This window comes from Acinetobacter terrae (assembly GCF_013004375.1).
Classification (GTDB): domain Bacteria; phylum Pseudomonadota; class Gammaproteobacteria; order Pseudomonadales; family Moraxellaceae; genus Acinetobacter; species Acinetobacter terrae.
The window spans coordinates 55,644-78,069 of the sequence record NZ_JABERI010000025.1; the positions used below are offsets into that span (position 1 = coordinate 55,644).

At 40.3% G+C, this 22,426-nt stretch carries 26 protein-coding genes; 12 read left to right on the forward strand and 14 right to left on the reverse strand.

Features of this window, described 5'->3' with window-relative positions; all coding sequences use genetic code 11:
* Nucleotides 1-93: 93 nt before the first annotated feature.
* The 4 genes from ubiA to glnA form a co-directional block, all read right to left on the reverse strand.
* The gene (ubiA, locus tag HLH14_RS10600) at nt 94-972 is read right to left on the reverse strand and encodes a 4-hydroxybenzoate octaprenyltransferase (RefSeq protein WP_171533050.1); all 879 of its coding nucleotides are present in this window, start codon (nt 970-972) and stop codon (nt 94-96) included.
* 32 nt (nt 973-1,004) lie between these two features.
* Nucleotides 1,005-1,505: a chorismate--pyruvate lyase family protein gene (locus HLH14_RS10605; RefSeq protein WP_171533051.1), complete on the reverse strand. Its 501-nt coding sequence runs from the start codon at nt 1,503-1,505 to the stop codon at nt 1,005-1,007.
* A gap of 114 nt (nt 1,506-1,619) precedes the next feature.
* The gene (locus HLH14_RS10610) at nt 1,620-1,895 is read right to left on the reverse strand and encodes a hypothetical protein (protein ID WP_171533052.1); all 276 of its coding nucleotides are present in this window, start codon (nt 1,893-1,895) and stop codon (nt 1,620-1,622) included.
* An 87-nt stretch (nt 1,896-1,982) separates the two neighbouring features.
* Complete coding sequence (glnA, locus tag HLH14_RS10615; protein WP_171255171.1) at nt 1,983-3,398, reverse strand: type I glutamate--ammonia ligase; 1,416 nt, start codon at nt 3,396-3,398, stop codon at nt 1,983-1,985.
* 1,146 nt (nt 3,399-4,544) lie between these two features.
* On the opposite strand from glnA, the gene HLH14_RS10620 reads away from it, so the two are divergent.
* Nucleotides 4,545-5,762, forward strand: coding sequence for a tyrosine-type recombinase/integrase (locus HLH14_RS10620; RefSeq protein WP_171533053.1), 1,218 nt, complete (start codon nt 4,545-4,547; stop codon nt 5,760-5,762).
* A gap of 23 nt (nt 5,763-5,785) precedes the next feature.
* Here the strand turns inward: HLH14_RS10620 and HLH14_RS10625 are convergent, their stop codons facing one another.
* From HLH14_RS10625 to HLH14_RS10640, 4 genes are all read right to left on the reverse strand, one after another.
* Nucleotides 5,786-6,046 (reverse strand): hypothetical protein, encoded by a 261-nt coding sequence (locus HLH14_RS10625; RefSeq protein ID WP_171533054.1) that lies wholly within the window; start codon nt 6,044-6,046, stop codon nt 5,786-5,788.
* Nucleotides 6,046-6,621, reverse strand: coding sequence for a M15 family metallopeptidase (locus tag HLH14_RS15980; RefSeq protein ID WP_235940494.1), 576 nt, complete (start codon nt 6,619-6,621; stop codon nt 6,046-6,048). Before HLH14_RS15980 ends, HLH14_RS10625 begins: the two co-directional genes overlap by 1 nt.
* 68 nt (nt 6,622-6,689) lie before the next feature.
* Nucleotides 6,690-6,935 carry a holin gene (locus tag HLH14_RS10635; RefSeq protein WP_171533055.1) on the reverse strand — a complete coding sequence of 82 codons (246 nt, stop codon included), beginning with the start codon at nt 6,933-6,935 and terminating at the stop codon, nt 6,690-6,692.
* A gap of 77 nt (nt 6,936-7,012) precedes the next feature.
* The gene (locus tag HLH14_RS10640) at nt 7,013-9,100 is read right to left on the reverse strand and encodes a hypothetical protein (RefSeq protein WP_171533035.1); all 2,088 of its coding nucleotides are present in this window, start codon (nt 9,098-9,100) and stop codon (nt 7,013-7,015) included.
* An 80-nt stretch (nt 9,101-9,180) separates the two neighbouring features.
* On the opposite strand from HLH14_RS10640, the gene HLH14_RS10645 reads away from it, so the two are divergent.
* Nucleotides 9,181-9,681, forward strand: coding sequence for a CC0125/CC1285 family lipoprotein (locus tag HLH14_RS10645; RefSeq protein WP_171533056.1), 501 nt, complete (start codon nt 9,181-9,183; stop codon nt 9,679-9,681).
* Here the strand turns inward: HLH14_RS10645 and HLH14_RS10650 are convergent.
* Nucleotides 9,678-10,364: a hypothetical protein gene (locus HLH14_RS10650; RefSeq protein ID WP_171533057.1), complete on the reverse strand. Its 687-nt coding sequence runs from the start codon at nt 10,362-10,364 to the stop codon at nt 9,678-9,680. The genes HLH14_RS10645 and HLH14_RS10650 overlap by 4 nt on opposite strands.
* Before the next feature lie 83 nt (nt 10,365-10,447).
* Between HLH14_RS10650 and HLH14_RS10655 the strand changes: the two genes are divergently transcribed.
* The 10 genes from HLH14_RS10655 to HLH14_RS10700 all read left to right on the forward strand — a co-directional run bounded on the left by HLH14_RS10655 (nt 10,448) and on the right by HLH14_RS10700 (nt 15,916).
* Nucleotides 10,448-10,660 (forward strand): hypothetical protein, encoded by a 213-nt coding sequence (locus tag HLH14_RS10655; protein ID WP_171533058.1) that lies wholly within the window; start codon nt 10,448-10,450, stop codon nt 10,658-10,660.
* Nucleotides 10,653-10,967 (forward strand): hypothetical protein, encoded by a 315-nt coding sequence (locus tag HLH14_RS10660; protein ID WP_171533059.1) that lies wholly within the window; start codon nt 10,653-10,655, stop codon nt 10,965-10,967. The genes HLH14_RS10655 and HLH14_RS10660 overlap by 8 nt, the downstream gene beginning before the upstream one ends.
* On the forward strand, nt 10,964-11,260 hold the full coding sequence (locus tag HLH14_RS10665; RefSeq protein WP_171533060.1) for a hypothetical protein: 297 nt from the start codon (nt 10,964-10,966) through the stop codon (nt 11,258-11,260). The genes HLH14_RS10660 and HLH14_RS10665 overlap by 4 nt, the downstream gene beginning before the upstream one ends.
* Nucleotides 11,260-11,529 carry a helix-turn-helix transcriptional regulator gene (locus HLH14_RS10670; protein WP_171533061.1) on the forward strand — a complete coding sequence of 90 codons (270 nt, stop codon included), beginning with the start codon at nt 11,260-11,262 and terminating at the stop codon, nt 11,527-11,529. Before HLH14_RS10665 ends, HLH14_RS10670 begins: the two co-directional genes overlap by 1 nt.
* A 117-nt stretch (nt 11,530-11,646) precedes the next feature.
* The gene (locus tag HLH14_RS10675; protein WP_067724116.1) at nt 11,647-12,231 is read left to right on the forward strand and encodes an anthranilate synthase component II; all 585 of its coding nucleotides are present in this window, start codon (nt 11,647-11,649) and stop codon (nt 12,229-12,231) included.
* A gap of 8 nt (nt 12,232-12,239) precedes the next feature.
* Nucleotides 12,240-13,286 (forward strand): anthranilate phosphoribosyltransferase, encoded by a 1,047-nt coding sequence (trpD, locus tag HLH14_RS10680; RefSeq protein ID WP_067724115.1) that lies wholly within the window; start codon nt 12,240-12,242, stop codon nt 13,284-13,286.
* Between the two features lie 21 nt (nt 13,287-13,307).
* A complete protein-coding gene (gene trpC, locus HLH14_RS10685) occupies nt 13,308-14,114 on the forward strand; it encodes an indole-3-glycerol phosphate synthase TrpC (RefSeq protein ID WP_067724114.1) in 807 nt (268 codons plus the stop codon).
* A 15-nt stretch (nt 14,115-14,129) separates the two neighbouring features.
* Entirely contained in the window at nt 14,130-14,816 is a 687-nt protein-coding gene (locus tag HLH14_RS10690) for a Smr/MutS family protein (protein ID WP_067724113.1), read from the forward strand.
* Nucleotides 14,817-14,910: 94 nt separating this feature from the next.
* Nucleotides 14,911-15,459 (forward strand): GTP cyclohydrolase I FolE, encoded by a 549-nt coding sequence (gene folE / locus HLH14_RS10695; protein WP_171255180.1) that lies wholly within the window; start codon nt 14,911-14,913, stop codon nt 15,457-15,459.
* A gap of 97 nt (nt 15,460-15,556) precedes the next feature.
* Nucleotides 15,557-15,916: a cupin domain-containing protein gene (locus HLH14_RS10700; protein ID WP_067724111.1), complete on the forward strand. Its 360-nt coding sequence runs from the start codon at nt 15,557-15,559 to the stop codon at nt 15,914-15,916.
* A gap of 466 nt (nt 15,917-16,382) precedes the next feature.
* Here HLH14_RS10700 and HLH14_RS10705 read toward each other — a convergent pair whose 3' ends face one another.
* The 5 genes from HLH14_RS10705 to hemE form a co-directional block, all read right to left on the reverse strand.
* Nucleotides 16,383-17,792 carry a diguanylate cyclase gene (locus tag HLH14_RS10705; protein WP_067724110.1) on the reverse strand — a complete coding sequence of 470 codons (1,410 nt, stop codon included), beginning with the start codon at nt 17,790-17,792 and terminating at the stop codon, nt 16,383-16,385.
* A gap of 140 nt (nt 17,793-17,932) precedes the next feature.
* Nucleotides 17,933-19,819, reverse strand: coding sequence for an Lnb N-terminal periplasmic domain-containing protein (locus tag HLH14_RS10710; protein WP_171533062.1), 1,887 nt, complete (start codon nt 19,817-19,819; stop codon nt 17,933-17,935).
* 70 nt (nt 19,820-19,889) lie between these two features.
* A complete protein-coding gene (locus HLH14_RS10715; RefSeq protein ID WP_171533063.1) occupies nt 19,890-20,360 on the reverse strand; it encodes a DUF3015 family protein in 471 nt (156 codons plus the stop codon).
* Between the two features lie 147 nt (nt 20,361-20,507).
* The gene (locus tag HLH14_RS10720; protein ID WP_328703815.1) at nt 20,508-21,308 is read right to left on the reverse strand and encodes a DUF817 domain-containing protein; all 801 of its coding nucleotides are present in this window, start codon (nt 21,306-21,308) and stop codon (nt 20,508-20,510) included.
* 38 nt (nt 21,309-21,346) lie between these two features.
* Nucleotides 21,347-22,417 carry a uroporphyrinogen decarboxylase gene (hemE, locus tag HLH14_RS10725; protein ID WP_171533065.1) on the reverse strand — a complete coding sequence of 357 codons (1,071 nt, stop codon included), beginning with the start codon at nt 22,415-22,417 and terminating at the stop codon, nt 21,347-21,349.
* Nucleotides 22,418-22,426: the final 9 nt, after the last annotated feature.

The window sequence follows — 22,426 nt, forward strand, 5'->3', positions numbered from 1 at the left end:
CCACGACATTCTAATTAAGCATAAAAAAAGCATCTGGCTAAATATAATTTAGTAGATGCTTTTTATAAAATTAGCTTTCAGACCGACTCAGCATTAAAGCAATGCAATAAAGATTCCAGCAAAAATAATCAGCCCCACCCAACGGTTATGACGAAATGCCCAAAAGCAGAGTTGCGGATTTCTGTCTCTGGTTTTTGTCCACTGATAAATAAAGTCAGCCGCCACCACGAGCAAAGCCATTAAACCAAAAGGTACAAGTAAAGCCTCTCGGAACAAAGCTGCACCTATCAGCAACACACTTGCTGCCTGTAATAGCGAGATGATTTCAATGTCGTATTTTCCAAATAAAATTGCAGTTGATTTCACCCCGATTTTTAAATCGTATTCGCGGTCGGTAATCGCATATTGCGTATCGTAGGCCACTGTCCACGCTAAATTACCAAAGTATAAAAGCCAACAGGTCAGATCAGGTGTTTGCCCAACTGCGGTATATGCCATTGGAATGGACCATGAAAATGCAGCACCTAAAAATACTTGCGGCAAGTGGGTATAGCGCTTCATAAATGGATATATAAAGGCTAAAAACAACGCCCCAAATGACCAGTAGAAGGTTTCTATCGGCAAGAAAAACAACAGACAGGCACTTGCAGCAACAAGAATTAAAAATACCCAGATGGCTTCTATCGGCTTAATTACACCCGTCGCTAAAGGCCGATCTTTGGTTCTGGCAACAGCGCCATCTACTTTACGATCCGCAAAGTCATTTATGGCACAGCCCGCGGCACGCATAAAAACCACACCCAAGATCATCAACAACAGTATTTTTAAGTTGGGTACGCCTTTGGCTGCAATCCACAATGCCCACATGGTTGGCCAAAACACCAACTCTGTGCCAATCGGCTTATCAAAACGACATAAATAGTAATACGCTGCTAAACGCTCACGCCATGTAGTTTGTTGCGCAATGTCCATGACTGTCCTTAACCAGGTTTCTGTTAAATATTTTATTGTGAAGTATTTTGCTGAATAAACTGTTCAAAAGCAGGCAAAAAAGTCTCTTGAACAATAAATTTACAACCATGCCAAGTATAGCAACTTTGCCGTGTCCAGCCATCTTCGAGCAGAATCACACGGCGCTCGCAATGTGGATTGGTGCGTTGAAACAAGAACCAGCCAATCGGCTTTTTGCCAATATGCTGAAAGATACGTGCATGAGATTGCAGACTTAAAATTGGAAAGATACTTTTCGCTTTGACCCAAGGCTCCGCTTCGCAGCCATATAAATAGCTTTCACGCACCCATGAGGTATGCTGATGTGGCATATTCATCCACTGGCTGTCGGCAAAGTTTAGACGCAAAAAACGCTCTTGGATGGGCTGTACTTTAAATAGTCCACCCGCCAAATCTGTCAGTTGCTGCGTAAGTGAACCCGATGCATACAACCATTCACGTAATTCAGCAGGAATCTGTTTATCCTGTCGTTTACATGCTCGCTTGTTTTGCATAAATCCACTGCTCGTTTAGGTTGATTGATTTTAATCTCATGTATACATCATTTTAGCAATAACCGATGTTAACTCAGCCATCACCGTTTCCCTATCATATCCAATCAAATGCGATTAGCAATTATCTGTTTTGGCAATCACTTCAAATTTGCCCTGCACTGTCTTGATTAAAATCATCCCTTCGGCACTCAAATAAAAACTTTGTGGATAGTCGAAATCGAGTGCCATTTCTGGATTTTTTAATGCCACAAATTCTGCTTGTTTATAGTCTTCCACAGTGCGTCCCACTTCTACATAGGTCACGGCAGAAAAGTTCATTTTAAAACCTTGCTCATGATCTTTAGGATCAATCCATGGATAAAAGCTGGTGTGTTTTTTACGTTGCGCCATAATATTTACAATAATGAGTTTCAAAAACAATGATACAAAAAAACCCGCTACATGAGCGGGTTTTTAAAGCTTAAATTCGCGAAAGAATTATAGGCTGTAGTACATATCAAACTCAACTGGGTGAGTAGTCGTGTTAAGACGACGTACTTCTTCAGTTTTAAGTTCGATATATGCATTAAGCATTTCTTTCGTGAACACGCCACCTTTTAACAAGTAGTCATGATCCGCTTCAAGTGCTTCAAGCGCCATTTCTAGGTTATGAGCAACTGTTGGGATTTTCGCTTCTTCTTCAGGAGGAAGATCATACAAGTTTTTATCAGCAGCTTCACCTGGGTGAATCTTGTTTTGAATACCGTCAAGACCAGCCATCAACAATGCCGCAAAACCTAAGTACGGGTTCATCATTGGATCTGGGAAACGTGCTTCAATACGCTTGCCTTTAGGGCTAGAAACGTAAGGAATACGAATCGAAGCTGAACGGTTACGTGCTGAGTAAGCAAGCATAATCGGCGCTTCATAATGCGGAACCAAACGCTTGTACGAGTTTGTAGAAGGGTTTGTGATTGCATTCAATGAACGAGCATGTTTGATCACACCGCCAATGAAGTACAACGCCATTTCTGACAAGCCTGCATATTCATCACCAGCAAACAAGTTCTTGCCATCTTTAGAGATAGACATGTGAACATGCATACCAGAACCGTTATCGCCAACCATTGGTTTAGGCATGAAGGTTGCAGTTTTAGCGTATTGATGCGCAACATTCCAAACAGCATATTTAAACTGTTGAACTTCGTCGGCTTTACGAACCATGGTGTTGAAGCTCACCCCAATTTCTAACTGGCAAGATGCAACTTCGTGGTGATGTACTTCTACACGACCAGGGCCCATGATGTCTTCGATTTTTGCACACATTTCTGCACGCATATCATGTGAAGAATCTACAGGAGGAACTGGGAAGTAACCACCTTTAACACGTGGACGGTGACCAGAGTTACCACCTTCGTAGTCTTTGTTGGTTGACCATGCAGCTTCTTCAGCGATTAATGTATGGCGCGCGCCAGACATATCGATTTCCCATTTTACTTCGTCAAAAACGAAGAATTCTGGTTCTGGGCCAAAGAATGCAGTATCACCAATACCAGTAGATTTTAAATATTCTTCTGCACGGCGAGCAATTGAACGTGGGTCACGGTCGTAACCTTGACCAGTTGAAGGCTCGATCACGTCACAAGTTACGACAACCGTTGCTTCAGCAAAGAACGGGTCAAGGAAGCATGTTGCAGGATCTGGACGTAAAATCATGTCAGATGCTTCGATGCCTTTCCAACCGGCAATTGAAGAACCATCAAACATTTTACCGTCTTCAAATGTATCTTCGTCAATCGTATCTGCTGGGTAAGTTACGTGTTGCTCTTTACCCTTAGTATCAGTAAAGCGAAAATCGACCCATTTTGCGCCACTTTCTTGGATGAGTTGAAGGACCTTGTTCGCCATGCTCATTGTGCTCCGATGATTTTTTGTTGCACCTGTTAAGTGCGTGTTAGTAGTTGGCAGTTATAAAGCAAATCCCGTACCAACTTTAAAAAACAAAGATAAAATATTGAATTCTTTATCAGAATAGAAGATTTAGATACTTTAGTTTGACGCTATTATACTGTGTGCAAATGTAAATGCACCATATTCAAACACTCTTAATTACTTTTGCTTAAAAAGCCGCTTTCAGTGTATCAAAATGGTGCGAATTTGTTTTTAAAAGTTGTAAATGAGCCTTGTTTCCATCTATTTGGTTCAATTTTCTTTGCATCAGATTAAAATAAATACTTAAAAATCAATTTTCATCCATGTCGATGATTTAATTACTTAATATTTCAACTATTTAATTTTAATTCCTTCTATAAATTTAAATTTAGAAGATGATTATCTTATTATTTTTTCACGATTTTATATTCAAGAAAGTTTGACTAGCAGATTTTTTCAGCACTTGAATAAAGAAAGGCTGTGCGCCATTTTGGTGATTAAGCTTAGATCTCATTTCCTTCTATTTATGCTTCTTTATTAAGTTCAGCTTCAACTGATCAAATTTAATACAAATAAAACTTACTTATAGTTAGCCTATTACTTAAATTCAATTTTATCGCCTCATTGATTGCTTTTAAATCTAAATAAAGCCTCCATTTTATTTAAAATGGTTTCAAGGGTTGAAATAAAAAGCAATGAATTTCATTCAATATAAAATGTAAATAAATCAGCTTATTTTGATCCTGTGATTCCTCTAAAATCATTATCATAGAAATAGTTCAGCAGAAAATGCTTATTTTTTGCTATGATTATTCGCACTCCATTTTTGACTTGTTTTTATTCGCCTCATTTATATCAGGCTGGCCATTAAAAACAGCAATCCTGCGAGTATTCCTGGACTATTCGAGCACATATAAGTGCGTAAATTTCAATAGGTTAGCTCATGCTTTTAATGATCGAAAATAACCACTGCAATTAAATACAATAAAATGCTATTAAAACAAAATCAGCAAGCCTTTATTTTTAAACTATTCGCCTTAAATGCTATTAAATAGAATTAAATTGAATTAATCACTTTTGTGAGTAATATAGTGAGTAACGCCTCGGTTTTTCCAAGTTACTCACACAATGCTTAACGATACTAAAATTAAAAAACTTAAACCCATGGATAAACCGTATCGAATTGCTGATCAGGGTGGTCTTTGTATTGAGGTTCGTTCAACTGGTGCAAAGCTCTGGCGAGTACGTTATCGTTTTGCGGGTAAAGCATCTATGATTAGCTTGGGTGAATATCCGATTATTGGTTTAGCGGATGCCAGACAAAAACAAGAAGAGATAAAAACATTGCTCGCAAACAATATTGATCCAGCTGCACATCGTCAGCAGCAAAAATTAGACTTGAATAATATTGATAAAAATAGCTTTGCAATTATCGCAAATGAATATGCGGCTGAGCGATTAAGAGAAAAGTCTCAAACCTATATCGATGCTTTTCACAGGTCCATGGAAAAAGATGTATTCGGTGTGATTGGTCATAAAAATATTAAAGATATCACATCTGCCGACGTGCTTAAGATTATGCAGAATACGGTCAAGCGTATACAGGATCAGAACAACCGGGGTACTGGTGAAGTCACAGCAATTGAGAATAGGAAGAAGATTGGCTCTGTGATGAGATATGCCATTGCGACATTAAGAGCTGAGAACGACCCGACTTATGCGGTACGTGAGGTGATTGAGCGCCCAGAGGTTGAGCATGCACGACCTTTAACACTGACTGAAAGAAAGTATTTTAGATCAAGAATCAACAGCTATGGTGGTGCTGAGTCTACAGTGAATTCAATCCTATGCTTGTTTTACACAATGCTTAGAACGATTGAGATTAGGCGTATGCAGTGGTCTTTTGTCGATTTTGAAAATAGAACTATTACTTTTGAAAAACAGACACGTGAACAAATCAAGAAAGGCATGCGACTTACCAAGAAAAATAAGACGCATATTGTTCCAATGTCTGAACAGGTTTATCAATTATTGCTGCGTCAGAAAAAACTTACAGGTCGTAAAAAGCATGTATTTGAGGCTGTTTATAATGGCGGCATGATGCCAGCAACTACAATCAATCGAGCATTGCAGTACATCATGCAAAATGTCACAGCACATGATTTTAGAGCTACCGCATCAACTTTATTAAATGAGCTTGGTTATGATGAGAAATGGATTGAAAAGCAATTAGCCCACCAAGAAGCCAATAAAACCAAAGCAACTTACGACCATTCAAAGCATCTAACTGAACGCAGAAAAATGCTTCAGGATTGGGCAAATATTATTGATAGTTGGAAAGAATAGCCCTCACATGAGGGCTTTATCTTTTAATACCGCTTACTATTAAATACCGACTTCGCAAAGTCAATAAAAGTAATGATGACTTTCGCCCAGCGTTCCCAATTTTGACCAAGATCGGTGATAAATGATTTTACGAACGCCAGTACCCATGCTTTTTTATCAGCACCAGATTCACGCTCTTTCTCGGCTGCATCCATGGCATTTGTGGCGGTTTGATAAATTTCACGCCCGACGTCCACAGCATCAACAAAATTAGAGAGTGCACCAGTAATAGTTAGTGTGGTCATTATTTATATCCCCATGGTAATTGAAAGTGTGGTCCATCTTTAAAGGTTTTCCAGTCACCGCCCCATTCGATCGGAATATCGAGTTCTTTGGCTGCTTGCTTCATGGCTTTTTCGATCTGGTAGTAGTATTTCCAATCCCATGACACCGTGCCATTTACCCATGCACCAAGATCAACTGCATGGCCTGTAAGGTGGCGTGAATTTTTGGTCTGACTTGCACCTTGCTTTACAAGTTCGGCTTGTCTTGCTGCGGTACGCACACCTTCAATTACAGTGAAATCGCATTCAGAGATTTGAATAGCTCGTTTAACCACTTTCACTAAATCAGGATGCACGCCTTTTAAATTATTGATTGAGCGCACACCGAGCATGAATATTTTTTGTGTAGTGGGTAGCACACTTGCAAAGGCTTGGATTTGTGCTGAACTTGTGGATTGATGCAATTCAGGCTGTGCAATCTTTTTACCAATCCATGCCAGTGCTGGAATGATAATCCCGATAATTAAGGCGTGATGTTGTTGTGGAATAACTTGGAAATCTAAGGCCCATTGCAATGCAGGAATTAATACGAGCATTAAAAAAGCCCCCAAGATTGGGAGCTTTACGGAAAGATATTTCCAGGCACCTTCGTTTATAAACTTCATTAATCTTCTCTCAGTCTCTTTAGTGTTAATTCGTGGATTTCTTGAGCGCGTTTATTTTCCTGTCGTCGGTAGTACCAATTCACTATCAAACCTGCCATGGCTACAAAAAGCCCTGCCCATGGCAATATGTCTATTGATAAGAGCCAAGCGAAAAAGCCGCCTAGACCTCCGATGTATGTTGTCTTACTTGCAACATCGCTAATGACTGCTGCTGTTTCTGCTGTTAAATGCGCCCTATCAGCCATTGCGCCCCCTAAAAATTTGGCAATAAAAAACCCGGTCAAATTAAAGCCGGGTTGGTTGTAGATTGCTTTATTAATCGCTAGATTGACGCGCTTACTGTGACATAAGGCGTTGTGTTTAATCCGTTAGCAACTTTCATTTTTACAGCAACCTTAATATCCGTTGCTGAAATTGCCGATACATACACATACTGAATTTCAGCAGTAGATGACAAGCCTGTAGGGGTATCAACAATCGAAACTTGAATATCTTTAATTGCAGGCGAGTAAATCAAGTTGTGCGGGATTGTTAGTTCTTGTGCTGTTGTTATGGTTGGGTCGAATGAAGCTACGCCAGTAAACTCTACAGATTTAACTTTAATGGCTGTATCAACAATATCAATATCCCATTTTTGACCAGGGTTGGATTTTTCAACACCTTCAAAGACGGTTGTAACACCAGAGCCGTGCATCTCAATTTTTTCTATTCGAGGGTTTGTGCCAATAGTTCTTAGCCCGACAGGGCAGTTTGTTACAGCCCCACCAACAAAGAAGTTTTGACGCGCAGCATTATTACTGTTTCGAACAACTACAGCAGACGCAGCACCATCAAATCCACTATTGCCCACAATGTTATTTACAATGTATTGCCCGATTGAATTGCTACTTGCTACAGCATCACAATAGATAGCGTGTCCAGCTTTACCGAAGCCATCAACGCGATATGTGCCGATACAACAATTAAAGCCTTTTAGGTGCAAGTGGTTTTGCCCTGTCATTCCTGAGCCGCTATGATCCGAACGAATCGTGTTAATTATAAGCCCTGCAGTTGATTTTATATCAATGTTGGGGAATGTGCCTACTGAAGCGTGTGGAGGATCAGCGTATGCAACACCACCCTTCACATTGTGAACCTGTAATTTATCAATGATTCCATATACAGGTGCGTAAACATCAATACCACCTAATACAGACTCAGAGATCATCAGGTCTGCATTGATACGCCCATCAACCAGGCGAATACCATAACCGACATAATTACCGAATGAGTGGATGACACCAATTTCAGCACCTTTCTCAAACACAATACCATCAAGCCTGCCCAGTGTTGGGTAGTTTGGACTTGACCATAATGTGTAGTTTCGCGCATCGGCGCTTGTAATTTTACCCGCACCCTTCTGGATTACTTTAGATAAAATAATATCTGGCGCACCTTTAAAGATTAAACCTTCATGTGCTGTGTCGAAAATAACAAGGTTAATGTCTGCATCACGAATAATACCGTTTTCAAAATCTTCACTTCCGCCATACTCAAGCCACACACCAACACCATCAGAATTGACCGACTTTACGTGTAGTTTGTACTTGGTGCCGTAAATAAATAAATTCCCTTTGCCGAAATTATTTATATATGCGTCATTCTGAATATAGTTACCATCCAACTGGATATTGACGATACCGAAATCGGTAATTGGCAATCCATTTAGCGAGGCATCAGTTCCTTTGATCGAGTCGAAGTTTTCAGAAACAATCAGACGACCATTAAAACCTACAGCTTTTTGGAATTTAGTGTCGTGATAGCTCACACCTTCAAAATATGCGTATGTTTTCCACACAATCTCTTTGTTGTGAATGGACTTGCCCGCAGGTGTTTTAATTTTGGTTGTTTTGCCCTGCGCCTTACAGTAATCAATTGCTTTTTGCACAACCACGGTATCAATCGAGTCTGTTAATGCAGTTGCGCTTGGGTACACGGCTTGCGCTGCTGCGAGTGTTGCGTATTTCTCGGATAATGGATGTAGCGTCCCATCTGCAATGTAACCAAAATCATAAAGTGACAAGTTGTCTTTATTTTTCTGCTCTTGCGTCCGACCTGACCATGTGAGCAATAAGCCGTCATTAAATACAGGCTGTTCATAACCTGTTTTTTCTACATCATAGACTGTAAATCCAAACCGATCTTTAACAACTATTTGATATAAACCATCAAGAAAAATATCCGCTTCACCTGCCGCATCAAGCAAAATAGGATTTGTATTTTCAACTGTTTTGTCGATATCAATCCACGTGGTTTTTGGGATGTTTGAATTTGGTTCGTAGGTGTAAACCTTGCAGCCAGACAACGGAATGCCTAGCTTACTTGTAAATCTAGCCCGAATTTGCGGCATTGGTGTGGCGATATTTGACATACGATTACCCATAAAAAAACCGCCAATTAAGGCGGTTGATGTGGTTTAATTTAATAAAAATAGGGATTTAAGGATTAATAATGAAAAAAGCTGCTTGTGTTTTGATTGGGGTTTGCTTGTTAAGTGGGTGTGCAACACCATACAAGCCTAATGGATTTGCTTTTAATGGTGGTTTTGACAGCCTTGAGCTTGAGCCAAATTACTTTCGAGTGGTGTTTAAAGGAAATGAGAAAACATCAAGAGAAAGAGCTAATGATTTTGCTCTCTTGAGAGTTTCCGATTTAATGCTTGAGCGGAATTGCAGTTCTTTTGCTGTGGTTAAATCATCAAACGATATAAAGAAAAGCGCACTTGTATTGCCTGCTACCCAAACGGCCAATTCAACCATTACAAGTTATGGAAATACCACTTTTGCTCAAACTAATACCACACCATCAAATATAGGGTTTATTGGGTCTTTAGAGTTTCCTCGATCAACAATTGAGGCTCGATGTTCTAATGAAACCCCAGATATTGATCGTGGCATATATGACTCAAAATTTATAAATAACTCACTAAGATCAAAATATAAGATTAATTAATCTTGCAAATTAGCCCCACTAATTAGTCCAGCCTTGGAAAGTTTATTGATAATTTCAAGTTGAGCGTTAGAAATAAGAGGATTGGTTGTTGTTGGGATTGCTTCACTGGCAACCGATCCTTTTAATGATCTGCTTACTTTTACCGAATCAGCCACATCTTTAAGTGGTGATAAGAGAACACGTACACCCGGTTTATTGATGAGACCACCAAAGAAATTCATGAGTGCTGCAGAGGTGTTTGAATTGTTCACATAGGAGTGATTTGGTTGCGTAACAAGGTAATGCCCTGCTTTCGCAATATCTTTTATGTGACTCACTTCCTTGGCGCTAAACATTGATGCGAGTCTACGATCCCCTAAACTATCTAAAGCTTTCTTCATTCCAGCTGGACTAAAACCACCGTTCTGATTTACTGACTTATTACTAATCCATAGCAGAGTTTGCTGCTTAATATCAGCTACCGCCTGTGGATTTGTATTTTTAAGCACATTAATAGTTTCATCTAACTGAGCTGCATTACCACCCAGAATATGCTTATTAAATAACTTGTCAGGCTCTACGCCTTTTAAGGCATCCTGAAGCAGTGGCATTCTACTAGTAAGCTCAGCATTGGCTTTGTGGGCCTGTCTAGCGAATTGATAAGCTTGTGCTGACTCATTAGTTTGGAGCAAATCACTGGTCACTACATCGTGCCTGATGAGTTATTGAATTACATCAAAGCTCAAACTGAGGTGATTGAACATGATTCAGTTTAGAGCTTCAAGCATTGGTAAGCTTATGTCTTACCCGGATAGAAGATGCCATTACCAGTGACCATGACATTAATGCAATTGTTGAGGTTGATTGCCTTGAAGTTATTGAAATAAGTAACAAGCCTTGTTTTGCATTATTAGCTTCTGGAAAACGTCATGGCACAGAAGTGAAGTTTTTTGATACCGAAGAAGAAGCGATCGAAGCACAGGAGCCAGCCAATGACTGAAATCCAAAAAACAAACATCCAGTTTGCTCAGTTGCAGATCGACAACATGACGGCACGCGATAAGCCTTACATCGATTCATGGAATGCCGGTGATGTCGGCTCATTCAATGCAATTTTAAATGCCGTTGATTTCGATAATGAGTTCACTTTCGATATGCGCGGATGGTCAAGGCAACGTGTTCAGTCTGGCACAGGTGCATTGATTGAAATTAATGAGATGAATGCGGACAAGTTGTATCACTTGTTTAGCACTTATTTAAGCGGATTGCCGAGAAGTGTGGTTTTGAGTTTGGGAGAGGTTTCATGACTTTCAATACATCTCCTATTGAAACCACTAAATATCACTGGTTATTAATCGCCTACTCATTCAAGCGTAGAGAAATAAGTGGAACTGGCTCTTTTACTCACGGAATTCTGGATACAGGTCAATCAACAAATATCACACAAGGCGATTTGGATTTCATGAAAAAGGCAGCAAGAGAAAAGTGCGGCCTAACGAATGATGATCTGCTGGACTGTTTTGTTTTATCAGTATCGCTTCTTGGAACAATGACCAGAGACGAGTTTAACGATGTTGAAGCATGCAAGGAGGTGTCTTGATGCGTACCGAAGCTGAAAGCGACTTGCTCCAAGCGATATTTAATGAGATGCAGGAGCTGAAATATGCTCTTGCTCATCAAGATGAGCGTCGAGTAAGTATTAAAGAGTTTGCATCACGAATGAATATGTCTGAGCCAACTTTTTACGACAGGATCAAAAAAGGAGAAATAGTTGCTCCACATAAGGATGGCCCGCGAAGTTACTATCTAAATAGTTATGTAAACGAAGTTGTCACAAGGCATTCAAAAACTGATAAAGTAGCCGCTTAATAAGCGGCTTTTTAATGCCTGAATTATTAATAACTTTATGCAAAGTGAGTAACATTGTGAGTAACAATAAAATCCAATGTTAATTACTGCAATACATTTCAAGAGGTTACGCTCAAAATGCTTCTCATGATCGACAACTATGACTCTTTTACCTATAACATCGTCCAATATTTTGGCGAGTTAAATCAAGAGGTAAAAGTTGTCCGTAATGATGCCGTGACATTGGAAGATATCGAGCGATGGCAACCCAAGTATTTGGTGATTGGCCCTGGCCCTTGTTCACCAAGCGAAGCAGGAATTTCGATTCCCGCAATTCAGCACTTTGCCGGAAAAATTCCGTTGCTAGGTGTGTGTTTAGGACATCAGGCTATTGGACAAGCTTTTGGTGGCGATATTATTCGTGCAAAGAACGTCATGCATGGTCGTTTGTCCGATATGTACCACAGCAACAAAGGTATTTTCAGCAACCTGCCTTCTCCATTTTCGGCAACGCGCTATCATTCACTGGTGATTGATCAGGCGACTGTTCCAGATTGTTTAGAAGTGACCTGTTGGACCAATGAAGCCGATGGCAGCATGGAAGAAATCATGGGTGTAAAACATAAGACATTAGCCGTCGAAGGCGTGCAGTTCCATCCTGAATCGATTTTGAGCCAGCATGGTCATCAAATCTTTCAAAACTTCTTAGAAATTTATGCATAGTGAACACAATGAATATTCAACAAGCTTTAAATAATATTACCAAACAAATTCATCTGACTCAGCCGCAAATGGAAGATGTGATGCGCAGCATCATGTCTGGTGAAGCCACTGATGCTCAAATCGGGGCGCTGATGATGGGCCTACGCTTAAAAGGCGAAAGCATTGACGAAATTACTGCGGCCGCACGTGTCATGCGTGAATTTGCGATTAAAATTGATGTCAGCGATATTCCACATTTGGTTGATATTGTCGGCACAGGTGGTGACGGTCAAAACCTGTTTAATGTCTCTACCGCATCCAGTTTTGTGATTGCTGCTGCCGGTGCAACGATTGCCAAGCACGGTAACCGTGGTGTGTCTTCTAAATCAGGCTCATCTGACTTGCTTGAAAAAGCAGGCATTAACCTAAACCTGAATATGCAACAAACCGAACGCTGTATCCGTGAAATGGGTGTGGGTTTCCTGTTTGCACCTAATCATCACAAAGCCATGAAATATGCGATCGGTCCACGTCAAGAACTGGGTATTCGTAGTATTTTCAACTTGCTTGGTCCGCTGACCAATCCGGCTGGAGTAAAGCGTTTTGTGCTCGGTGTATTCTCCAATGAACTTTGCCGCCCGATTGCCGAAGTAATGAAACAACTCGGTGCTGAACATGTCATGGTAGTTCATTCCAAAGATGGTTTGGATGAAATCAGTCTGGCATCATCCACCTATGTCGCTGAACTGAAAGATGGTGAAATCACGGAATGGATGATTAACCCTGAAGATGTCGATATTGAATCACAGACTTTAACCGGTTTGATTGTTGAAAATTCCGCTGAAAGTCTGGCTTTAATTAAAGATGCTTTAGGCAAGAAAAAATCGGCCAAAGGTGAAAAAGCAGCCAACATGATTGCACTCAATGCAGGTGCAGGCATTTATGTATCCGGCTTAACCACAAGCTATAAACAAGGCGTGGCACTGGCACATGATATTATTTACGGTGGACAAGCTTTAGAAAAAATGAGCGTTTTGTCTGAATTCACCAAAACCCTCAAAGAATACGAAGCTTAAGGCTATACAGGAAATATTGTCATGCTAGATATTGCAAATACGATTTTAGGTAAAATTGTTGACCGTAAGCAGGTAGAATTTGCTGCACGTTTAAAGCAACATAGCTTAAAGGATGTTGAAGAACTGGCGCAGGCAGCAACACCTGTACGTGGTTTTGCACAAAGCCTGTTAAGCAAACGCCCGGGAGTGATTGCTGAAATTAAAAAAGCATCCCCTTCAAAAGGCGTGATTCGTGAAAATTTCAATCCTGCTGAAATTGCACAGCAATATGAGCAAGCGGGCGCAGCCTGTTTATCGGTACTGACAGATGTAGACTTTTTTCAAGGTGCAGATGAAAATATCGCTATTGCACGTTCCCACTGTGCCCTTCCTGCTCTACGCAAGGATTTCCTGATTGATCCTTATGGCGTGATTGAAGCACGTGCCTTACATGCAGACTGTATTCTTTTAATTGTGGCGTGTCTGTCTGACCAGCAACTGGAAGAAATGTCTAAAACCGCATTTGAACACAATTTAGATGTACTGGTTGAAGTTCATGATGAAGATGAGCTTGAACGTGCACTTCGACTTTCAGAGCGTTGCCTGTTGGGCGTGAATAACCGTAATTTAAAAAGCTTTGATGTCGATTTAAATACATCCATTCGTTTGAAAAAATTACTTGAGCCTTCACGTTTACTGGTGACTGAAAGTGGGATTGCCACACCGAATGATGTCCACATGATGCAAGAGCATGACATTCATGCCTTCCTTGTGGGTGAAAGTTTTATGAAACAGCCTCGCCCAGATCATGCATTCACTGCATTATTTGGTCAGCCTGAAACTGTTTAATGAATAATTGAGATTATGAGTAAACATGATTCTTCACTTTCTAAAGGTCAGTTCGACTTACTGAAAGCCTTTAAAAAGCAAATCACCAATCCGCATTCGACTGCCATTGCCAAACAGCCTGAGCCTAAAGCTCAGGTTGAGCAAGAACCGGAAGATGATTTCGATCTGTTCCAAAAATCAATGCAAGGTGTCAAAAAAATGGACACCAGCAATATTGCAAAGATTGAAAAGGACAAGAAGAAAAAAATTGATGCGCAAACTTTAGCAAAACGTGCAGCAGCAACCGGTCCAATGCAAACAGATAATGCAGAGCTTTCCGATACTCAAGCCATGCTGAATCCAGTTGCCAGTCAAGCTACATTAAGCTATCGCATTGGCACTTTACAGCATAAAGTGTTTGAAGATTTAAAAGCCGGCAACCTGCGCTGGTTTGAAGCGGTTGACCTGCATGGTTGTACGGTTGAGGATGCGCGAACTGCGGTGTTACAGATCATTCAAATGGCAAAAGATGAAAATCAGAATGTCATTAAAATTGTACACGGCAAAGGGCCGGAAGCCATTTTAAAAACCTATGTGAATGGCTGGCTTCGTCAGCACCGTGATGTTTTAGCGTTTGTCAGTGCGCCTGAAAAACAGGGTGGCACCGGTGCGGTTTTAGTCTTGCTAAAACGTGCGGAAAAGAACCCTAAATTTAAACAGTAATCGGAATTTTTCCCCAAAACAGGGCATTGTAGCGGTTTTCTGCTACAATGCCGTCCTTGTTCGATATCAGTGTAAGTGAACACGTCTTATGTCTATGCAGCAATCCTACGCCAACATTCTGACTGCCGTTGGTGAAGATCTTAATCGTCCTGGTCTAAAAGATACGCCAATGCGTGCTGCTAAAGCTTTTTCGTATTTAACGTCTGGATATAGCAAAACTTTAGAAGAAGTGACCAATAGTGCGGTCTTCCCTTCTGACAACCGTGAAATGGTTTTAGTGAAGAATATTGAATTTTATTCTTTATGCGAACATCATTTATTGCCTTTCTACGGTCGTGTGCATATTGCTTATTTACCGGAAGGTAATGTTTTAGGTTTATCTAAATTTGCCCGCATTACCGAAATGTTTGCGCGTCGTTTGCAAATTCAGGAAAACCTGACTCAGCAAATTGCTGAAGCTGTGGCTGAAGTGACTAAAGCACGTGGTGTTGCCGTTATGATTGATTCTGCACATATGTGCATGATGATGCGCGGTGTAGGCAAACAGGAATCAACCACCCGTACGGTTTCTTTTGTTGGTGATTTCAAAACCAATAAAGATGAACGTCGTGAATTCTTGACTGCTTTACCTGAAAGTCTTTAAGATTTTTCAGCTTTAAAAAAGCCCCGAACAATCGGGGCTTTTTTATGTATGCTTTAACTTCTTGCATTTATGCAACTTTTAACTTTAAGGATCAGTCATGTCATCTATTTGGTTAGCAGGTCACGGTTTAACGCAGAGTGAAGCAACGATTGATTATCCGCGTCCCGATCGTCTGGTTGCAGGCAACCCTAAACGCATAACCCAAAGTTTATATGAACATCCCAATATGAACTGTGGAATCTGGACCTGTGAAGTAGGTGCATGGAATATTCAATTTGCTGCCAACAAACAGGAATTCTTTCAGGTGATTGAAGGTCTGGTCCGCTTGCATGATGCCAACACGCAGAATTTTGTCGAAATTAAAGCGGGTGAAGCTGGCATTATCCCGCCCGGCTTTACTGGAAAATTTGAAGTCATTGAAGCCGTTAAAAAATATTTTGTCGTGGTTGAAGCCTAAACCTGTGTATACAGGTTTTCTTTTTTCTTTCGTGCTTTTAATAAAAAATTTAAAGTAGTAGCAAGCTCACAGGCTGAGTATATTTCATTACTCGAACCATCCTCTCTTCGCTCACCATCTATCTTAGATTATTAGCAAAAAAATTTATCAGATTTCTTAGGCTATTTACAACAGAACGATTTTGTTGGTGCAGATATAGCACGCAAGTTTTCAGATGGGTTATATCCCTGCACGTCGCTATACCAATCATAATGGTGATGGAAATATGAAGGCTCTGTGTCTAGTGATAAAAAAAACTTAAATAGTACACATGGTCGTAAAGAATTACTGTATCAAACAATAGATTTTGTCAAAGTGGCAGCAAAAAAAAATTAAACAAAAATGGGATGAAGTCAAAGCCCATCCCGAATATGTAGCGCAAAAAAAATCCCAGACTACACTACTCAGTTCAATATTGAATTTTTTGTTAGAGTTGTACAGACTCTGCTGTGTTAGCAACAGCAACCTGCAACTCATTTTGAGCCAAATAGACACGATTTCGACCGCTATTTTTGGCTGCATACAGTGCTGTATCTGCTGTATCCAGGAATTTTTGATAATCTGGATGACCATTATAAAGCACACAGCCGATACTCACGGTAAATCTAAACTGTTGTCCCTGACTGCTCGTAATCATGCCATTTTCTACATATTTACGAATACTTTCTGCAATATTCAAGGCACGTTTCACATCAGTGTCGACCAATAACAATAGGAATTCTTCACCGCCTACACGGAAAGCATAATCACTGCCTTGGCTGTATTTTTGCAAGGCTTCAGCAATAAACTTCAGTGCCAAATCCCCTGCTGCATGTCCAAACTTATCATTAATGGATTTAAAGAAATCCGCATCAATCGCGAGCAAAGACAGCGGCGTTCGATTTTGACGTGAGAATGTAATTTCACGTGAAATAATGGTATTTAAATAGCGACGATTTAACAGTTGAGTCAATGAATCATTGCCCGATTCAATATACTCAGACACTTGAAACAATTGATCGACCAACAATTGAATTTCACGGTTTAAATCACGAACCTGCTGAATCAGTCCCAAGATTTCATCTTTTTGCGTGCATTGAATCACGGCAGTATTGAGCTGATCGACCTGATAAATACGATCAATGATCAATTGCACCTGATCAGAACCGGTAAATGCGTACGATGCTTTATGAATAAACCACAAGCCAAATTCAGATTTAGACAATATTGGGTGATGAAAACCGGCATTGCCTGAAAACACTTTAAACATCAGTTCATTTTCCCAATCAAGTAATGAGCTGCGTTGTTTGTCTTTTTGTACCGCTACATCCTGCATCGCGGAGAACAGTCGATAACTGTGTTTAATCTCTTGATTGACTGCGGTTTTGGCTTCGTATGAACGGCACATGATTTCAGTTGAAAAGCCCATGATTTGGACAATGTAACTGCAAGTGGTGATCATATCCTGTTGTGGCTTTTGAGCCATCAGTTCAAATACTTTGCGTTCAATCTCACATACACCGCGCATGATTAACCACGATGGAATGCCCACACGTGCATGCACATGTCCAACCATATGCTGTTTTTGCACAGCTTCGATATAGCGTTTATTAATGCCGACACTAAAACTCTCAAGTAGCCATGCATTCAGTGTGTCGAGCAAGCGTTGTTGAATCAAATCATCTGAGAAAAATTCCGCAGATTCTTTCTCAACCAGCATTTTTTTATAAAATTCTTCAACCAAAATCAGCGAGTGATCTTGTATAAATTGAAAGGCATGCAGTAAATCATCGGATGAATAATTTTGACATATATGTTCCCATTGCTCAGCCAGCATGGCCATACATTCATTATTCATACAATTGATTCCAAGAACTTTAAAGAGAGGGAGATAATTAGTTTATTAATATAACAAATAATGATAAAAATTACTTTGTGAACTCATCGTTGTTTTATATAAATAGTGAGAAAAAACGTGCATTTATTAGATATTTTGCTCTAAAAGAATCGTACATATCCCACACTGGTTTTCATCCAGTCTTTGCTGTCTTGTTGTTGATATTGCCAATTGAAACGAATTGCATTCTGATGATTCAATACATATTGCAGTTGAGTATTGAGCCGCAATTGCCATTGCTGTGAGTCTTGCCAATACGGTAATTCTACTTGAATTAAGCTATTGATTTTATCTGACCAAATATTCTGACAGCCTATGGTAGGTCCCATTCCGACACGCCAACCATCCTCCAATGCCTTGCCGGCTTGAATATGATTTTGAAGTTGCGCATAACATAAATGTTCACGCACCTGATCGGCATAGCTGTAACCCATTTGCACTTTTAAATTGGCTAAGCCATGTTGTTCGTGTTCACTAAATTGCCCAGCCTGCTCTAATGCTTCTTGCTGCCAACCCAAATTAAAACCCCAACTTAGTGGTGTTTTAAACGGCGTAATCGGGTTATAGGAATTCACCGAAAGAAAGTCGAAATGATTCAGCTTTAACTCATCTTCACGATATTGAATTGAACCGTCCCAAAACAATAACTGCGTACCCGTTCGGAAGCCCCCTTGCGGATCAATCAGATCATGGTAAGCCTGACGGTGTCCCAGCTCGACAATTTTTTCACCCTGCACTTCGCCTATATTGACCGAAAAATGACGTGCATCATGCGCTTGCGTTGGGTCTACTTTCGGACGTACAGGTTCTTGGCGCTGTTTTTCCAAATCAATTTGACTACGCAAACTCAATAACTGGCGTAAGCGTGGCTGTGCAAAACTCGGTTCAACTTTATGTCCAATAAACTGAAGATATAAGTCATCATAGGCCATCTCTAAAATTTTGGCGTGATCTCGTCCCTGATACTGTTCTAAAATCGTCGGCATGGCTTTTATTTCAGCAAAAGTGACCTGATGTGCCACCTTGGCTAAAGTTTTACCATGCTGCCTCACTTGAGATAGTAACTGGGTTTCTAAAGCTGGACGATAGATGGTTTCTTTGACTAAGCCTTGCCGCTCAATGACTTTAATGGTTTCAACAGGAATTGACGCAACTTTAAATTGTTGTTTTAAATTCAGCGTTGGACGAACCAGATCAATCAAACCGAGTAAACGATAAGCACAGTTATCGCTAACGAAATAATAAGGAAAATTCACGTGTTTCATTTCCCAAATATGTTCGACTAAAAATCGGGTTTCATCGGGACTTAAGCTGAGTTCATATTCCCACAAATCACGGCTTTCCAAGTCACCATATTCTTTCACCTTACGGTAATAAGGCATTAAGGAATATTCACCGGGGTACTGCCCGGTTAATCCGTTCCAAGCAAAAGCCCAACCTTCGCCACTGGTGACCGTGGCAGCATAATTTACCGCATACGAAACTAAATTGAGTTGCTTTTGATCTTTTGGATCTAGGCGCAACAAGGTATGCCCAAACATCGAACTTGGATTCCCCATAAAGTCGGTCGCGTAAATGAGCGTGGCTTTATAGGGTTTAATTTGTCCAATCCAATCCTCCAGTTCTGGACACGTTACTGTAGGCAATTGCTGTTCTTGGATATTCAGTTGCTGCATTAACCAATGACTACGTGCAGGAAAGCGGCAACGTACCGACTGATTCGGTTCTGCGAATTGGAATAGCGCCTGAATATTGGCGTGTAACTCTTGCTTTAAATCAGCCTTTCCTTCAGATGCCAGGAAATAGCCTGAATAATGAACTTCACTTTGACCTTTTTCATTGGCATACATAAGCCTTTGCCAAGTGATATCTTGGTCTAGTTTTTGCTGTTCTGCACGTTCTATATAGGGTTGAGCAGTTTGGGAGCTTGTTGCTGAATAGGCAACAGGTGAGGACATTAAAGCAAAAACTAACGCAATTGGTTTCATTCAAATCTTTTATTTATCATTTATTCAACAAGAAAAAACCCTGTCAAAGACAGGGTTTTGTGCTTAACAATTATACGTATGCTTTAAGCACGTCATCTTTCGCCATTACAGCCTGTAAAGATGCCAGAACTTGTAAAGAGTCCTGATTTTCTGCTGAATAAATTTCAGAGAAGTTTTGTTTAGATACCGCAAAGAAACGTGCTTTATCTTGAGATTGAATGTTTAGAAGTTCAGCAAGGACATTTAAGCTTTCACCCTGACCTACCGCCATGTCACGTGCTAAAGATTCAGCATTTTCATTGGTAAAAGTCACCGCCTGTGCAGTCACCGTACCTGTGCCGCTACAACCTAAAGTACCAAAAGTGATACCAAATAATTGGTTAGCAAAAAGACCATTTGTAGTTGCAGCAAGAATTTTAGGGACCTTGCCAGACTGACCTGCCCATACTTGAGAACCGATACCACAACCTGCATCTCTATCCGCAAATGCTGCTGTAGAACCGAGTGCTACAACTGCAGCTAAAGCTAATTTTTTCAACATGCTTATTCTCCAGAATTTATTATCCGAGTGTTTGTAATTATTCCCAATTGTGTAAGTTTTATTACACCTCTGTAAGATAACGGCATCTTTCTGATAACGCAAAACAATTTACACTAAAAATATCGATTACCAATTAAGCAGCTGAAATTATTTATTTTTTAGCTGCCAAACCCCTTGCTCACTACGATTTCCCAGTATTTTTAACACTAAAACCAGGCTCAAAAGTAGCAATAAATACCAAGAACCCAACTTGCCCCACCCCACCATATGCCAGGCATTAACCTGACTTGGGTATAACCAGATTTTGTAAAATGTACTGATATTTTCCGCAATCCAAATGATGAACGCTAAAATCATCAGCACGGGTAACATGGGGAGTTGGATCTGATGCTGTTGCAGCTGAAAGCGAATTCTGGTTTTCCAAAAAATAATCACGCTCCATGCAAATAGCAAATAGCGAATATCCGGAACAAAAAATTTGCTCATAAAATTAATATAAGAAAGTACGGCTAAAGCGATCATATTGGGAAAATTGGGCAGCTTCTCAAACGTCACCTGATACAGTCTTAATGAGCGAGCAAAAAAACTGCCTACTGCTGAATACATAAATCCTGCAAACAAAGGTACAGTAAATATTCTAAATACTGCAGGCTGTGGATACTGCCATGAAGCGATTTGCGGGTGAGTCAGGAAAATTTCCATGACCATCGCCATAATATGGAACAAGGCAATGACTTTAGCTTCTGGCCATGATTCTAGCTTTAAATACAGCAAGCAAACTTGAATGATTAAGGCATAAAACAACAAGTAGTCATAACGAAAAAAACCGTAAAACTCCTGACTGCCCATAGATGCTGTAAGTACAAAAGCAATCAGGAGTAAAATCCCAAATAAGGCAGCCGAAGCTGCCTTAAATGAGAACTCAAAACATGATTTAAAAAGACTGATCAAGGTTGAATCCTAAAAATGAGTTTACTCACACATACTTAAAGATATTTGGCGCTATATTCATGCACGGTATCAATAAATACTTTAGGATTCGCAGGATCGACCCATTGGGTAATACCATGACCTAAGTTGGCGATATAACCGGTTTTTTCACCACCCATATAAGCATCATCAAGCATGGCTTTCGTGGCTTTTTCAATGGATGCTGGTGTGCCATATAAAGTGGCTGGATCCAAGTTACCTTGCAAAGCAGCACGCCCATTGACAGTTTGACGTGCAACATTTAATGGCGTGGTCCAATCCAGACCTAAGGCGTCTGCACCCGTTGCCAGCATAGGCTCGATCCACTGACCGCCACCTTTGGTAAATAAAATCACCGGTACTTGACGACCTTCATTTTCACGTTTTAAACCTGCAACAATTTTCTGCATGTAGTTCAATGAAAATTCAATATATTCACGGTGTGCAAGTGCTCCACCCCAACTGTCAAAAATCTGAATGGCTTGTGCACCGGCATCAATTTGCGCATTTAAATAATCAATCACGGCAAGAGCCAATCGATCAAGCAAGGCGTGTAACACTTCAGGTTGGGCATACATCATATTTTTGGTGTAACGGAAATCCTTACTTGATCCCCCTTCAACCATATATGTTGCAAGCGTCCAAGGACTGCCCGAAAAACCAATCAAGGGAACTTGTCCACCTAATGCTGAACGAATAGTGGTTACAGCATTCATCACATAATCTAGATCAGATTTGGCATTGAAGTTGGGTAAATTCGCCACATCTTGTTCGGTACGAATGGTTTTATGGAACTTCGGACCTTCACCCGCTTCAAAATACAGACCTAGCCCCAAAGCATCCGGCACAGTTAAAATATCTGAAAATAGAATGGCTGCATCCAAATCATAACGACGCAAAGGTTGCAAAGTGACTTCACATGCAAAATCATTATTTTTGCACAAGGAAAGGAAATCACCCGCTTTGGCACGTGTTTCGCGATATTCAGGCAAATAACGTCCTGCTTGACGCATCATCCAAACTGGTGTGGTATCTACTGGCTCACGCAATAAGGCACGTAGAAAACGATCGTTTTTTAGAGTCGTCATTTACTTTCC